Source organism: Bradyrhizobium manausense, from assembly GCF_001440035.1.
Classification (GTDB): domain Bacteria; phylum Pseudomonadota; class Alphaproteobacteria; order Rhizobiales; family Xanthobacteraceae; genus Bradyrhizobium; species Bradyrhizobium manausense.
Window position 1 is genome coordinate 1 of the sequence record NZ_LJYG01000079.1, and the last position, 15,405, is coordinate 15,405.

The window sequence follows — 15,405 nt, forward strand, 5'->3', positions numbered from 1 at the left end:
CTGGACACCGTCGACAATCAGCTGGTGAAGTTCGAGCAGGAGCCGAACAACGCCAAGATCCTGGATAACATCTTCCGCCTGGTCCACACCATCAAGGGCACGTGCGGCTTCCTCGGGTTGCCGCGGCTGGAAGCGCTGGCGCATGCCGGCGAGACCTTGATGGGCAAATTCCGCGACGGCATGCCGGTGACCGGCCAGGCCGTGACGGTGATCCTGTCCTCGATCGACCGCATCAAGGAGATCCTGGCCGGCTTGGAGGCGACCGAAGCCGAGCCTGAAGGCAACGACCGCGATCTCATCGACAAGCTGGAAGCGATGGTCGAGCAGGGCATGGCCGCGATGTCAGGCTCGGCGCAGCCGATGCCGGCTGGCGGCTCCGCTCCCGTTGCTGACGCCCCGCCGCTGGTGCCGGAAGCGCCGCCTGCTGCTGCGCCCGCACCCGCCAAGGAGATGACCACGGGCTCGCTGGTCGACCAGACGCTGGAGCGTCCGCTCCGTCCGGGCGAGGTCTCGCTCGACGAGCTCGAGCGCGCCTTCCGCGAGACCGCGATCGAAGCGCCGGTGCCCGCGCCCGTTGCCAAGGCCGAAGTGAAGGCCGAAGCGAAGGCCGAGCCAGCTCCTGCCGCCGAAGCGCCGAAGGACACCAGGGCGCCCAAGGAGAAGGCCGCGCCGAAGAAGTCGATGGCCGACGAGAGTGCGAGCGAGGGCGAGCGCATCGCCAACCAGTCGATCCGCGTCAACGTGGATACGCTGGAGCATCTGATGACCATGGTCTCCGAGCTGGTGCTGACCCGCAACCAGCTGCTGGAGATCTCCCGCCGCAACGAGGACACCGAGTTCAAGGTGCCGTTGCAGCGCCTCTCCAACGTCACCGCCGAGCTGCAGGAAGGCGTCATGAAGACGCGCATGCAGCCGATCGGCAATGCCTGGCAGAAGCTGCCCCGCATCGTCCGCGACCTCTCGAGCGAACTCGGCAAGCAGATCGAGCTGGAGATGCACGGCGCCGACACCGAGCTCGACCGCCAGGTGCTCGATCTGATCAAGGACCCGCTCACCCACATGGTGCGCAACTCCGCCGATCACGGCCTGGAAACCCCCGCCGAGCGGCTCGCTGCCGGCAAGGGCGAGCAGGGCACCATCCGCCTGTCCGCCTATCACGAGGGCGGCCACATCATCATCTGCATCGCCGACAACGGCCGTGGCCTCAACACCGAGAAGATCAAGGCCAAGGCGCTCTCTTCAGGTCTCGTCACCGAGGCCGAGCTGGAGAAGATGAGCGAAGCCCAGATCCACAAGTTCATCTTCGCGCCGGGCTTCTCAACCGCGGCCGCCATCACCTCGGTCTCGGGCCGCGGCGTCGGCATGGACGTGGTCCGCACCAATATCGACCAGATCGGCGGCACCATCGACATCAAGTCGGTGGCCGGTGAAGGCTCCTCCGTCACCATCAAGATCCCGCTGACGCTGGCGATCGTCTCCGCCCTGATCGTGGAAGCCGCCGGCGACCGCTTTGCGATCCCGCAGCTCTCGGTGGTCGAGCTGGTCCGGGCCCGCGCCAACTCGGAGCACCGCATCGAGCGCATCAAGGACACCGCGGTGCTGCGCCTGCGCAACAAGCTGTTGCCGCTGATCCACCTGAAGAAGCTCTTGAAGATCGACGACGGCGCGGCCAGCGATCCCGAGAACGGCTTCATCGTGGTCACGCAAGTCGGCAGCCAGACCTTCGGCATCGTCGTCGACGGCGTGTTCCACACCGAAGAAATCGTGGTCAAGCCGATGTCGACCAAGCTGCGTCACATCGACATGTTCTCCGGCAACACCATTTTGGGCGATGGCGCTGTCATCATGATCATCGACCCCAACGGCATTGCCAAGGCGCTCGGCGCCGCCGGCTCCTCGGCCCATGACATGGCCGACGACAACAGCGCCCATCACATCGGCTCGGGCGAGCAGACCACCTCGCTGCTGGTGTTCCGCGCCGGCTCGTCGCAGCCCAAGGCGGTCCCGCTCGGTCTCGTCACCCGCCTGGAAGAGCTCCCGGCCGACAAGATCGAGTTCAGTAACGGCCGCTACATGGTGCAGTACCGCGAGCAGCTGATGCCGCTCGTCTCCATGGACGGCGTCACCATCGCCTCCCAGGGCGCCCAGCCGATCCTGGTGTTCGCCGATGACGGCCGCTCCATGGGCCTCGTCGTCGACGAGATCATCGACATCGTCGAGGAGCGCCTCAACATCGAGGTCGGCGGCTCGGCTTCCGGCATCCTCGGCTCGGCCGTGATCAAGGGCCAGGCCACCGAGGTGATCGACGTCGGCCACTTCCTGCCCATGGCGTTCGCCGACTGGTTCACCCGCAAGGAGATGAAGCCGTCGATGCATTCGCAGTCGGTGCTGCTGGTCGACGACAGTGCCTTCTTCCGCAACATGCTGGCCCCGGTGCTGAAGGCCGCCGGCTACCGCGTCCGCACCGCGCCGACCGCGCAGGAGGGCCTGGCTGCCCTGCGTGCGCAGAGCTTCGACGTGGTCCTGACCGACATCGAGATGCCCGACATGAACGGGTTCGAGTTCGCCGAAGTGATCCGCTCCGACAGCAATCTGGGCTCGATGCCGATCATCGGCCTGTCCGCCCTGGTGTCGCCGGCCGCGATCGAGCGCGGCCGTCAGGCCGGCTTCCACGACTATGTCGCCAAGTTCGACCGTCCCGGCCTGATCGCGGCGCTGAAGGAGCAGACCGCGGGCGCCGCCGGCGCCTCCGAGCTGAGCCGGGCCGCGGCATAGGGCAGGGACCAGGAGACACCGAAATGAGCAAGAAGACGCAAATTGGCGAAGGCGCCATGGTCGAATACGTCACCGCGATGATCGGCGGCCAGCTGTTCGGCCTGCCGATCTCCCGCGTCCAGGACGTGTTCATGCCCGAGCGCGTCACCCGCGTTCCCTTGTCCTCGCGCGAGATCTCGGGCGTGCTGAACCTGCGCGGCCGCATCGTCACCGTGGTCGACATGCGCGCCCGTCTCGGCCTGCCGAGGGACGAGGACGGCAAGACGGCGATGGCGGTCGGCGTCGATCTGCGCGGCGAATCCTATGGCCTCTTGATCGACCAGATCGGCGAGGTGCTGCGCCTGCCCGAGGACGGCAAGGAAGAGAACCCCGTCAACCTCGACCCCCGCATGGCCAAGCTCGCCGGCGGCGTCCACCGTCTCGACGGCCAGCTCATGGTCGTCCTCGACGTCGATCGCGTCCTCGAGCTCGAAACCAAAGTGCAAATGGCTGCCTGAACATTCACGAAAGAGATGTGAGCCGGAGATCCAAGATGAAGACCTGTTTGGTGGTTGACGATTCCAGCATCGTACGCAAGGTCGCGCGCCGCATCGTCGAAGCGCTGGGCTTCCAAGTCATTGAGGCGGAAGACGGCGTCGAGGCGCTGGTCCATTGCAAGAAGGCCATGCCGGAAGCCGTCCTGCTGGACTGGAATATGCCCGTCATGGACGGCTTCCAGTTCCTGGGCACGCTACGCCGCATGCCCGGCGGCGACGAGCCCAAGGTCGTGTTCTGCACCACCGAGAACGGCATCGACCACATCACCAAGGCGATGGGCGGCGGCGCCAACGAATACATCATGAAGCCGTTCGACAAGGAAATCGTGTTGGCGAAGTTCCAGGAGGTCGGACTGGTCGCGCGCGAAGAAGAAACGGCAGCCTGAAAATCCACTGGTTAGTAGCGTCAAGAGGTATCCTGTGAACTCGCCCGACTACGAGTATCTGCGTAAGCTGCTGAAAGAGCGCTCCGGCCTCGACCTGTCCGCGGACAAGCAATATCTGCTCGAAAGCCGCCTGTTGCCGCTGGCGCGCAAGGCGGGCCTGTCCGGTATCCCCGAGCTCGTGCAGAAGCTGCAAGGCGGCTCGAGCGCGCTGATCACAAGCGTGGTCGAAGCCATGACCACGAACGAGACCTTCTTCTTTCGCGACAAGGTTCCGTTCGACCATTTCCGCGACACCATCATGCCCGAGGTCCTCAAAGCCCGCGCGGCTCGCCGCAGCGTGCGGATCTGGTGCGCCGCAGGCTCGACCGGGCAGGAGCCCTATTCGCTCGCCATGACCCTGAAGGAAATGGGCGCGGCACTGACCGGCTGGCGCGTCGAGATCATCGCGACCGACCTCTCGCAGGAGGTGCTGGAGAAGGCCAAAGCAGGCGTCTACAGCCAGTTCGAGGTGCAGCGCGGCCTGCCGATCCAGATGCTGATGAAACATTTCAAGCAGACCGGCGAGACCTGGCAGATCAATCCCGAGCTGCGGGCGATGATCCAGCACCGCCAGCTCAATCTGCTGCAGGATTTCTCTCACCTCGGCACGTTCGACGTCATCTTCTGCCGCAACGTCCTGATCTATTTCGATCAGGAAACCAAGATCAACATCTTCAACCGCCTTGCCCGACAGATCGAGCCCGACGGCTTCCTGGTGCTCGGCGCGGCGGAGACCGTGGTCGGGTTGACCGATACGTTCAGGCCGCTCGCCGATCGCCGCGGCCTCTACCGACCGAACGATCCGCGCACTGCTGCGGCAAAGCCGGCGGTCGACGGTGTCGCAGCGCCGCGCGTGGCGGCAATGGCAGGACGATAGGCATGGCCGAGGATGGCAAGGGCGTAGAGCGGGTCACATTCAGTCGTGGTTATGATGTCTGCATCATGGCCATCGACGGCACGTGGCGGCGCGACTGTACGCTCAATGCAATTTCCGACACCGATGCCATCCTCACGGTTGAAGGCTCGATCCAGGGATTGAATCTGAAGGAGTTCTTCCTGCTGCTGTCGTCGACCGGCCTTGCCTACCGTCGCTGCGAGCTGGTGCGCGTCAACGGCGCCGAGATGGACATCCAGTTTCTGCGCGGCAAGAACCGCAAGAAGCGCGGCGCGGCCAACGGCCATGACGCAGTGGCGTGATCGCCACGCGCTCTTTGCGGCCCTTTCCTGACGTGTTGCCTCACATTTTCTGAAAACATCCGACCGAATTCGCCGTCCCGGCTTTACGTCGCTTAAGCGCGGACCCTGTATCCATGACAGGTCGCAATTTCAGGGTCCGGACATGCCAAGAAGCTCCCTCTCTCCCATCCCGTCAAACCTGCCCGACGTCGCCGAGCGGCGCGCGCTTCAGCTCCTGGTGGTCGATGACGACGCCACGCAGCGCAGTCTGATCACGGTCGCCGCCAAGCAGGCCGGCCATGAAGTGGCCGTTGCGCCGTCGGTTGCGGAAGCCATCGAAAAGCTGCGTACCGCGCGCTTCGACTGCGTGACGCTCGACCTCGTGCTGGAGGATGGTGACGGGATCGACGTGCTGCGCGAGATGGCGGCGGCCAAATTCACCGGCTCGGTGATCATGATCAGCGGCATGGACGGCAAGCGCCGCAGCGCCGCTCGCAGCCTCGCCCGTTCCGTCGGGATCGAGCTTCAGAGCCTGCCGAAGCCGCTGGATCTTGCCGCATTACGCATCAGCCTCGCCAATCTCGGCAAGACCGCGATGGGGCTGCCGACGATCCATACCTGGGGCGGCGTTGCGAGCGACGCAATCGTGGAACGGCACCGCGCCCAAAGGCGCGGAGCCGCCATGCAGTCGGCTGCGGCAAATCGGCCGCTCTGACTGCCATCTAGGCAGGATTGCCGGATTCCGACAGCAATTCCAAGGCGTGACCGAGCTCCGCCCGGCACGCATTGAGGGCGGCGCTCGCCGTGGCAAAACGGGGCGTCACATCGTCGAGCACGACGATCTCGCTGGAACCCAAATCGGCGCTATCGTCCTCCGGCTCCATATCTCCCGAGGACATGGCGGCGTCGATCAGGCGCATGCCGATCTCGATGCGCGCGATCAGGGAGCGAATTTCCGCCGCGATCAACTGACGGCTGTCCGTTTCAGCCATTGCGGCGAGCGGGGGTGTGCCGGCGTATTTTAGCATGGATATTCTCCGTCACCCGCAATAAGGCACCTCGGCGCTACTTGTGCGTTAAGTTCATGTCCCGTACAAATGCGGGTGGGCTGAATCTGCGCCCAAAGCCGTAAACATCAGGCGCGGACGCGGGTCCTTGAATGCCGGCGTGGCTTGGCGAATGGACATGGCACATGGTCGAACAAACCTCCCGTGGTGAGATCTTCGTGGTCGATGACGACCCTGCTGTTCGCGACACCTTGTCGATGGTGTTGAAGGCGGCGGGCTATGAGGTGATCTGTTTTGCGGACGGTGCGGCCCTGCTGTCCGTCGCGCGAAACCGGACACCGGCTGCGATCCTGCTCGACGTGCACATTCCCGGAAAGTCGGGCCTCGATATTCTGAAGGAGCTGCACGGCGAGGACTATCCGGCGCCGATCTTCATGATCTCCGGGCAGGGCGACATCGCGATGGCGGTGGGCGCGATCAAGAGCGGCGCGCTGGACTTCATCGAGAAGCCGTTCCGAGGCAGCGAGATCGTCGGCCGGCTGGATGAGGCGATCGGCGCTTATGCACGCAGGCAGGCAGAGAACGCCTCGCCGAAATTCGGCTCACTGCATTTCCCCGGCCGCGAGCCGCTGACCCGCAGGGAGCGCGAAGTGCTCGAGCAATTCGCCGCCGGTGCGTCCAACAAGGAAGCCGGCCGCACGCTCGGCATCAGCCCGCGCACCATCGAGGATCACCGCGCCAACATCATGAAGAAGCTCGGCGCCCGCAATGCCGCCGACCTGATCCGCATCGTGATGACCGCAGCCCAGCGCGCATCGTAGCGTTATATGTGAGATGCCGTAGGGCGGGCAAAGCGACTTGTCCGCCATAGCTCGAAGTGCGACGGCGGAGGCGTGCCCACGATTTTTACGTGATGTAGCAAGAGATCGTGGGCACGGCGCAAGTGCGCCTTTGCCCACCTACGAGAGCTCGCGACCCCGCTAAGTTCAGGCTCGTGCAAGCCGCAACACTGTCCGGATTTCGCTGCGCTTCATCCCGCCTACGGACAGTCGCCTCAGCCGCTCAGCGCCCTGCGGATGATCCGCGCCAGGTCGGATTTGCGATAGGGTTTGGCTAGCAGCAGCACCCCCGAATCCAGCCGGCCGTGATGGATGATCGCGTTCTCGGTATAGCCTGACGTGTAAACCACCTTGAGATCGGGCCGCGTCTTCAGCACCTCGTCGGCAAGCTGCCGTCCGTTCATGTTGCCGGGCATGATCACGTCGGTGAACAGCAGATCGAACGGCGTGTCGCTGGCAACGATCGCGAGTGCCTCGGCGGCATTGGCGGCCTGCAGGGTGACGTAGCCCAGCGAATGCAATTGGGCCAGCACATAGGCGCGCACCAGCCGGTCGTCCTCGACCACCAGGATGGTCTCGTGCCCGCCCTCGATCGTAACCGGAGTCACGCCTTCGGCAACCACCGCAGGTGTCTTGCCCGGCGGCAGGTACATCTTGATCGTCGTGCCGTGGCCTTCCTCGCTGTAGATCTTGATGTGGCCCGCGGACTGCTTGATGAAGCCGTAGACCATGGAGAGGCCGAGGCCGGTGCCCCTGCCCGGCCCCTTCGAGGTGAAGAAGGGGTCAAATACGCGCGCCAGCATGTGGGACGGAATGCCGGTCCCGGTATCGCTCACCGCGATCAGCACGTAGTGACCGGGCGAGGCATCATTGGCGCTGGCATAGGCCTCGTCGAGATAGGCGGCGCCCGTTTCCACGATCAGCTTGCCGCCACCGGGCATCGCGTCACGCGCGTTGAGCGCGAGATTGAGGATGGCCGTGGTGAGCTGGTTCGGATCGACGATTGCGACGCAGCTCTCGTCCTCGAACACGGATTCGATCTGGATCTGCTCGCCCAGCGTCGGCCGCAGCAGCTTTGCTGTGTCGATGATCAGCGAATTGATGTCGATCTCGCGCGGCTGCAACGGCTGCTTGCGGGCAAAGGCGAGCAGGTGCTGGGTCAGCTCGGCGCCGCGTCCGGCAGCCTCGTCGATCATCTTCGTGATCGCGGCAAGCCTGGGATCCTTGGCCACCGCGTCGGCCAGGATTTCGATGGTGCCGGTGACGACGGTGAGGATGTTGTTGAAATCGTGCGCCACGCCGCCGGTGAGCTGGCCGACCGCCTCCATCTTCTCGGCATGACGGATCCGCTCCTCGGAGGCGATCTTGTCGGTGAGGTCGCGGTAGAACCCGTTGAACAGCATGCCCTCGCGGCGCCTGAGCGCCGTGACGCTGAGCTCGGCCGTGAACTCCTTGCCATCGCGGCGTCGGACCATCAGTTCGCGGCGGCGGTTGATCGTCTGTCCGTCGGCGGGTTGCAGGAAGCTTGCAATGCCGGCCCTTACCCTCTCGCGCTCGCTCTCGGCGATGATCAGGTCGAGCGCGTTCTTGCCGAGCGCCTCGTCCCGCCGCCAACCGAACAGCTCCTCGGCCCGCGAGCTCCAGTTCAGGATGGTGCCGTGTTCGTCGTTCTGGACAAAGGCGTCGAGCGCGGTCTCCACGATGTTGCGCGCAAGCTGCTCGCTGTCACGCAGGGATTCCGCGGCCAGCCGTGCCTCGGACATGTCGCGTCCGACAAAGAAGAAGCGCTTGGCCGGATCCGACCAGTTGCCGAGCCAGGACAGCCAGACCTCGCGGCCGTCCTTGTGGAAGCAGCGCGTGTCGGCGATCTTCGGATGCCCGCCGCGCCGAAGCTCGCGCATCTCCTCGCGGGATCGCTCGAGATGGGCGGGATGGATGAAATCCTCACCGCTGCGTCCGATCATCTCCTCGGGGCGATAGCCGAGGATGGTCTCGCTGCTCGGGCTGATCTGCGCGATATGGCCGCGCGAGTTTATGATCATGATCAGATCCTGCGAGGTGTCGAACAGCTGCCGCCGCTCCTCCAGCTGCTGCTGCAGTACCCGCTCTGCCCGCCGCGCTTCGGTCAGACTGCGCGCGGATCCGGAGGCGCCGATGATCTCGCCCGACGGCCCCCTGATCGGCGACAGGCCGAGCGATATCTCGACCGGGGTGCCGTCCTTGCGCAGCCGGACCGTCTCGAAGCGTTCGACAGTCTCGCCCCTCGAGATCCGCGCCAGATAGTCCTTGCCCTGCTCGCGGCGGTCGGGCGGGACAATGATCGAGGTGGACTTCCCGATCGCTTCACTGGCGGAATATCCATAGAGCCGTTCGGCGGCGGGATTCCAGCCGGTGATGATGGCATCGAGCGATTGCATCACGATCGCATCGTCGGACGATTCCACGGCGGCGCTGAACAAGAGCTCGCGCGTCGCATGATGGCTTCGTGCGGCCTCGGTGCGGCGATGCTCCTGGACCTCGCGTTCGAGAGCGGCTGCTTTCGCGCGCGTTTCCTCGACCATCCGGGCAAAAGCCCGCGCCAGCGCGCCGGTCTCGCCGCTCGCGTCGACCGGAATGTCCGCTGGCTGTCCGTTGCCGATAGCCTCCACGGCCCTGGTCAGGCGGGTGATCGGGCGCGTCAATGAGCGTGCGAGCAGCACCGCGAGCAAAGCTGCGGCGAAGACCGCAAGCATGCCGACCAGCAAGGACGTCTTTTGAATCGCGGCCGGCACGCGGCCGAAGACGGCCGGAGGAATCGTCTCGATGATCCCAACCCAATCCGCATTCGCGAGCAGCGCCGGCGCCATTGCCGCGCCACTCGGCCGGCCGGCCGCATCGGTGCTGAGCTGCGTGGACACATCCCGCGTGCCGACCAAGGCTGCAAAATAGGGAAAGTCATCGCGCCAGTTGGTAGAGTGGCCACGCAATGAACCGAATTCTCGTGCGCGATCGGGATGAACGAGATAGTCGCCGCGCGCGTCCACGACGTAAATCTCCCCGCCTGAGCTCGTTGTCGAGCGGATGCGGTCGAGCGGCGGACGCATGTCGATATTGGCGATGATGATGCCGAACGGCTTGCCGTCGGGTGTGAACAGCGGCGTCCCGACCCGGAGAGTTGGCGTGTGCAAGTCTGTGGTGCCGCCGCGGTGGGTCGCCAGCTCGATTGGCGAAACATAAATCTCGCCCGGCGCGAGCCGGATCGTTTCCTGAAAGTAGGCTCGCTCGCTCTTGCGCTCCAACTCGCTGTTGGGGATGATCCGCGCCGTTCCGTTCGGGCCGGAGCGATCGACGCGAACCAGCTCACGCTGATCGTCGTCAAGACCGATGATTCGAAACTGCGCGTAGCTGGGTTTGGCCTCGATTTCGGCTGCGAGCCGTGTCGCGATCCGATCGCGCCAGGTTTGCTCGGACACGCCGTCATCAGGGTCAATTCCCCCACCGGCGTGAGCACGGATCAGACCGTTGATAGCCGCGGCGGAGCGGTAGCCGACCAAATCGCCGCGGGCTCCGGCAACATAGGATTCAAGATTATTGGCGAGCAGGCGCGACTGCGCTTCGACCCGCTCCAGGACGCGGGGAATGACGGCCTGGGTGATGTTGCGGTAGCCCAGCCAACCGACCGCCGCCACCGTAACCGCCACCAGCAGAATCATCGCCACGGCCAGTCGTGTTGCGAGCGTCATGGGAATTCCTACGGGACTCCCTGGACGATCGCGCCTGCTCTGGCTTTTAGCGGCGGAGATGCTCCTATCACCGGCGGCTGGCATTGACATCGGGCCCCTCCGACTCGCCCGCCTTCAGGCAATTGTCGACCGCTGCCAGCAGCGCGTCGGCCCGGAACGGCTTCTGCAGACTCGCGACGGCGCCAAGCTTGGTCGCCATCTTCAGGAAATCCGGCTCGGCATAGCAGTCAGGCGTGATCGAGCGGCCGGAAATGACGATGATCGGAATGGCAGGTCTCAGGGCCCGGACGTGGCGCATCGTCTCCAGCCCGTCCATGCCCGGCATGTAGATGTCGAGGAACAACAGGTCGAACGCGTTGATCGCGAACAAAGCGAGCCCTTTGCGGCCGTCGCCGGCGACGGTCACATGGTGGCCGGCCCGCTCCAACAGCAGCCGGATTGTCAGCTGAGCCGCCGGATCGTCATCCACGATCAGGATGTTGGCCACTCTGAAACCCTCCGGGGGGTCGGATCGGATGCTCCCTACGACCCAGACCAAAGCTCCAAATGCGAAATTGTTGCGCGGATTCCCATCTGCCTGCAAGCACTTCGGGGCCTCGTTGAGATCAGCCGCCCAATATTGCGGCGCACCTTGGATCTAAGCACGTTTGCGTGCATATCAGGTAAAAACCGGTTGTCCCGTGCCTTGCGGGTCGTGAACATCCCATGAGAAGAGCGGGGCGGATTCCCTGACGGAGAAGGCAAGTGAGTAACAAGAAGAAAACACCCGACCAGCTCCGCAGCGCGCGCTGGTTTGCACCTGACGACCTTCGCTCGTTCGGTCACCGTTCCCGGGCCATGCAGATGGGCTACGCCCCGGAGGAGTGGAAGGATCGGCCGTGCATCGCGATCATCAACACCTGGTCGGAGGCGCAGCCCTGCCACATGCACTTCAAGTCGCGCGTCGACGACGTCAAGCGCGGCATCCTGATGGCCGGCGGCCTGCCGGTGGAATTGCCGGCGCTGTCGCTGTCGGAATCGCTGCTGAAGCCGACCACCATGCTCTATCGCAATCTGCTGGCGATGGAAGCGGAGGAGCTGCTGCGCAGCCATCCGGTTGATGGCGTGGTGTTGATGGGCGGCTGTGACAAGACCACGCCGGCACTGCTGCTGGGCGCGACCTCGATGAACATCCCGGCGATCTACTTGCCGGCCGGCCCGATGCTGCGCGGCAACTGGAAGGGCAAGACGCTGGGCTCCGGCTCCGACGGCTGGAAATATTGGGACGAACGGCGTGCCGGAAAGATCTCCGACAAGGACTGGCTCGACATCGAAGCCGGCATCGCCCGCAGCTACGGCACCTGCATGACAATGGGCACAGCCTCGACCATGACGGCGATCGCCGAAGCGATCGGCATGACGCTGCCGGGCGCCTCCTCGATTCCGGCGGCCGATGCCAACCATATCCGGATGGCCTCTGAGTGCGGCCGCCGCATCGTCGAGATGGTGTGGGAGGACCTGACGCCGAAGGCGATCCAGACCCGCAAGGCGTTCGAGAACGCCATTGCGGTGGCGATGGCGATGGGCTGCTCGACCAACGCGATCATCCATCTGATCGCCCAGGCCCGCCGCGCCGGCCAGGATATCGGCCTCGACGATTTCGAGATCGCGAGCCGCAAGGTGCCAGTCATCGCCAACGTCCGCCCGAGCGGCGATACCTATCTGATGGAAGACTTCTTCTATGCCGGCGGCCTGCCGGCGTTGATGGGCCAGATCAAGCAGCATCTGCATCTCGATTGCATCACCGTCACCGGCAAGACCCTGGGCGAGAACATCGACGGTGCCGAGGTGCACAATGCCGACGTGATCCGCTCGGTCGCCAATCCCATCTACCAGGAGGGCGCGCTTGCGGTGCTCAAGGGCAATCTCGCGCCCGACGGCTGCGTCATCAAGCCGAGCGCCTGCGCGCCGCGCTTCCTCAAGCATACGGGCCCGGCGCTGGTGTTCGACGATTATCCGGCGATGAAGAAGGCGGTCGACGATCCCAATCTCGACGTGACCGAAGATCACATCCTGATCCTGCGCAATGCGGGGCCGCAAGGCGGGCCGGGCATGCCGGAATGGGGCATGCTGCCGATCCCGACCAAGCTGGTGAAGCAGGGCGTGCGCGACATGGTGCGCATCTCGGATGCGCGCATGAGCGGCACCAGCTACGGCGCCTGCATCCTGCACGTCTCGCCGGAATCCTATATCGGCGGCCCGCTGGCGCTGGTGCAGAACGGCGACCGCATCACGCTTGACGTCGCCGCGCGCACCATCAATCTCGATGTATCAGAAGCCGAGCTGGCAAAACGCCGCGCTGCCTGGAAGCAGCCGGAGCGCCGCTTCGAGCGCGGCTATGGCTGGATGTTCACCAAGCACATCAAGCAGGCCAATGAGGGCTGCGACTTCGACTTCCTCGAGACCGATTTCGGCGCGCCGGTCGGCGAGCCGTCGATTTATTAGGTTGACCCTCGTTCCGGGGCGCGAAGCGACCCCGGAACCTCGAGATTCCGGGTTCGGCTTCGCCGTCCCGGAATGACGATCAGAGAGAGCACGCCCATGTCCAAACTGTCCGAAGCCACCCGCAGCAAGCTCAAATCCGTCTCCACCGCCACCGTCGCCACCGCGCTGTTCAAGCGCGGCCTGCGCATCCAGATGATCCAGGACGTGCATCCCGTCGGCCCTGACAAGCCGACCATGGTCGGTGAGGCCTTCACGCTGCGCTACATGCCGGCGCGCGAGGACCTCAATACCATCGAGGTGTTCAAGGATCGCTCCCATCCGCAGCGCAAGGCGGTCGAGGATTGCCCGCCGGGCGCCGTGCTGGTGATGGACAGCCGCAAGGATGCGCGGGCGGCGTCGGCCGGCGCGATCCTGGTGACGCGTTTGATGAAGCGCGGCGTCGCTGGCGTCGTCACTGATGGCGGTTTTCGCGATTCCGCCGAAATTGCCAAACTCGGCATCCCCGCCTATCACCATCGCCCGTCAGCGCCGACCAATCTGACGCTGCACCAGGCGATCGAGATCAACGTTCCCATCGGCTGCGGCGATGCGCCGGTGTTTCCCGGCGACGTCATCCTCGGCGATGCCGACGGCGTCATCGTGATCCCCGCGCATCTCGCCGACGAGATCGCCAACGAAACCTTCGAGATGACCGCGTTCGAGGATTTCGTCACCGAGGAAGTCGGCAAGGGCCGCGGCATTTTCGGCCTCTATCCCGCGACCGATCCGCAGACGCTGACCGACTTCGCGGCATGGCGGAAGAAGAACGGACGCTGATTTCTTCGCCTCTCCCGCGTGCGGGGGGAGGGGAAGCCCCTCAATCCGAGCTGCCGTAGGGTGGGCAAAGCGAAGCGTGCCCACCTCGTCTCAATTATTTAGAGATGGTGGGCACGGCGCTACGCGCCTTTGCCCACCCTACGAGACTGTGAATCTTTTGTACCGCGTGTCGGGCGAATGTGATTCTCTAGGCAGACTGATCTGCTGGAGAGGATGATGGCTGACGAGGGACTTTTTGGCGAATTGCCGGATCAGTCGGCGCCACGAACCGAAGCGGTGCCGCGGGGTGCACCTCGGCTGCGCGAGCCCGTGCGCAATCAGGTCGAATTGCGGGCGGTCGATATCGACAGCCTGATCGGGCAGGATCATCTGGCCCGGGTGATCTGGGCTTATGTCGAGGGGCTCGACCTGAGCGAGCTGGAAGATCGGGTTAAGGCACGGGAAAACAGGCCGGGCCATCCGGCGCCATCACCCCGGCTGCTGCTGGCGCTTTGGCTGTACGCCACGAGCGATGGCGTTGGCAGCGCGCGGGCGTTGGATCGGCTCTGCGACAGTCACGACGTCTACCGCTGGCTCTGCGGCGGCGTGTCTTTGAACTATCACACACTGTCGGATTTCCGGGTCGGCTGCGCGGACCTGCTGGACCGTTTGCTGGTCGAACATCTGGTGGCTCTGAATGAGGCAGGGCTGATTGATCTGGAGAAGCTGACCCAGGACGGGGTGCGGATACGGGCGAATGCGGGGGCCGGCTCGTTCCGGCGGGAGGCAACGCTCGGCCGGCAGATGGCCCAAGCGAAGGCTGTGGTGGAAGAGCTCAAGCGCGAGGTCGATGCGGATCCGGAAGCCAGCAGCCGGCGTATCAGGGCGGCCAGAGAGCGCGCGGCACGCGAACGCAGTGAGCGGGTGCAGGCTGCGCAGAGGGCTTTGGACGAGATCAAGCGGAAGCGCAAGCAACTCGACGAAAAAGGCGGCAATGGCAAAAAGCCGAAGGAGCCCCGGGCCTCCACCACCGACCCGCAGGCAAGGGTGATGAAGATGGCAGATGCCGGCTTCCGCCCCGCCTACAATGTGCAGGTGGCCAGCGCGGCCGGCGAACTGATCGTGGTCACGGTCGACATCGACAACAACGGATCAGATCGCGGCTTGATGCGGCCGATGCTGGAGCGAACGCGCACTCGGCTGAAGCGCTTGCCGCGTCGCTACCTCGCCGATGGCGGGTTCTGCAGCGGCGAGGACATCGAATGGGCGCACGGTGAAGGCGTCGAGGTCTACTGTCCTCCGCCCAACTCCAGGAGCGGTGTCGATCCCTTTTTACCTCGGAGCAGCGACGGTCCTGGCGTCGCGGCCTGGCGGGCCCGCATGGCCAGCGAAGCCGGCAAGGCACAGTACAAAGCCCGCACGATCTGCGAATGCATCCATGCCCGGTGGCGGAACTGGGACCTCAGGCAATTGACCGTGCGCGGCATCGAGAAGGTCCGTGCCGTCGTGCTCTGGTACGCCCTCACCAACAACATCCTGCAAGGACACCAACTGGCAAAAGCATAGACAGCACAGCCATCCCCCGGCGGTTCGACATCGACGGCCCCCGACATCAGCGCGGGCGCTACCCACTCTTTAATATCGAA

General features: G+C 64.6%; 13 protein-coding genes. 10 read left to right on the forward strand and 3 right to left on the reverse strand.

Annotated features, from left to right (window positions below; translation table 11 throughout):
- The 6 genes from AOQ71_RS17710 to AOQ71_RS17735 form a co-directional block, all read left to right on the forward strand.
- Positions 1-2,775: hybrid sensor histidine kinase/response regulator (locus AOQ71_RS17710; protein WP_063958242.1), on the forward strand; the 2,775-nt coding region annotated here is incomplete at its 5' end.
- 23 nt (positions 2,776-2,798) lie between these two features.
- A complete protein-coding gene (locus AOQ71_RS17715) occupies positions 2,799-3,272 on the forward strand; it encodes a chemotaxis protein CheW (RefSeq protein ID WP_057748524.1) in 474 nt (157 codons plus the stop codon).
- Positions 3,273-3,307: 35 nt separating this feature from the next.
- Positions 3,308-3,697: a response regulator gene (locus AOQ71_RS17720; protein ID WP_057748528.1), complete on the forward strand. Its 390-nt coding sequence runs from the start codon at positions 3,308-3,310 to the stop codon at positions 3,695-3,697.
- Between the two features lie 34 nt (positions 3,698-3,731).
- The gene (locus AOQ71_RS17725) at positions 3,732-4,613 is read left to right on the forward strand and encodes a CheR family methyltransferase (protein WP_057748531.1); all 882 of its coding nucleotides are present in this window, start codon (positions 3,732-3,734) and stop codon (positions 4,611-4,613) included.
- 2 nt (positions 4,614-4,615) lie between these two features.
- Positions 4,616-4,933 (forward strand): hypothetical protein, encoded by a 318-nt coding sequence (locus AOQ71_RS17730; RefSeq protein WP_057748535.1) that lies wholly within the window; start codon positions 4,616-4,618, stop codon positions 4,931-4,933.
- A gap of 142 nt (positions 4,934-5,075) precedes the next feature.
- Positions 5,076-5,627 (forward strand): response regulator, encoded by a 552-nt coding sequence (locus tag AOQ71_RS17735; protein WP_057748538.1) that lies wholly within the window; start codon positions 5,076-5,078, stop codon positions 5,625-5,627.
- A 7-nt stretch (positions 5,628-5,634) separates the two neighbouring features.
- Here the strand turns inward: AOQ71_RS17735 and AOQ71_RS17740 are convergent, their stop codons facing one another.
- Positions 5,635-5,940, reverse strand: coding sequence for a hypothetical protein (locus AOQ71_RS17740; RefSeq protein WP_057748541.1), 306 nt, complete (start codon positions 5,938-5,940; stop codon positions 5,635-5,637).
- Positions 5,941-6,104: 164 nt separating this feature from the next.
- Here AOQ71_RS17740 and AOQ71_RS17745 point away from each other — a divergent pair, with 164 nt between their 5' ends.
- Positions 6,105-6,740: a response regulator transcription factor gene (locus AOQ71_RS17745; RefSeq protein WP_057748544.1), complete on the forward strand. Its 636-nt coding sequence runs from the start codon at positions 6,105-6,107 to the stop codon at positions 6,738-6,740.
- A gap of 233 nt (positions 6,741-6,973) precedes the next feature.
- Here AOQ71_RS17745 and AOQ71_RS17750 read toward each other — a convergent pair whose 3' ends face one another.
- Together AOQ71_RS17750 and AOQ71_RS17755 are read right to left on the reverse strand one after the other, a co-directional pair.
- Positions 6,974-10,570, reverse strand: a complete 3,597-nt coding sequence (locus AOQ71_RS17750; RefSeq protein WP_057748547.1) for a PAS domain S-box protein — start codon at positions 10,568-10,570, stop codon at positions 6,974-6,976.
- Positions 10,548-10,967 (reverse strand): response regulator, encoded by a 420-nt coding sequence (locus AOQ71_RS17755; RefSeq protein WP_057748550.1) that lies wholly within the window; start codon positions 10,965-10,967, stop codon positions 10,548-10,550. Before AOQ71_RS17755 ends, AOQ71_RS17750 begins: the two co-directional genes overlap by 23 nt.
- Before the next feature lie 257 nt (positions 10,968-11,224).
- Here AOQ71_RS17755 and araD point away from each other — a divergent pair, with 257 nt between their 5' ends.
- The 3 genes from araD (at position 11,225) to AOQ71_RS17770 (ending at position 15,325) form a co-directional block, all read left to right on the forward strand.
- Positions 11,225-12,964, forward strand: a complete 1,740-nt coding sequence (gene araD / locus AOQ71_RS17760) for an L-arabinonate dehydratase (protein WP_057748552.1) — start codon at positions 11,225-11,227, stop codon at positions 12,962-12,964.
- Positions 12,965-13,060: 96 nt separating this feature from the next.
- Positions 13,061-13,780: a ribonuclease activity regulator RraA gene (locus AOQ71_RS17765; protein WP_057748556.1), complete on the forward strand. Its 720-nt coding sequence runs from the start codon at positions 13,061-13,063 to the stop codon at positions 13,778-13,780.
- 213 nt (positions 13,781-13,993) lie between these two features.
- Positions 13,994-15,325 carry an IS1182 family transposase gene (locus tag AOQ71_RS17770; protein WP_057742559.1) on the forward strand — a complete coding sequence of 444 codons (1,332 nt, stop codon included), beginning with the start codon at positions 13,994-13,996 and terminating at the stop codon, positions 15,323-15,325.
- Positions 15,326-15,405: the final 80 nt, after the last annotated feature.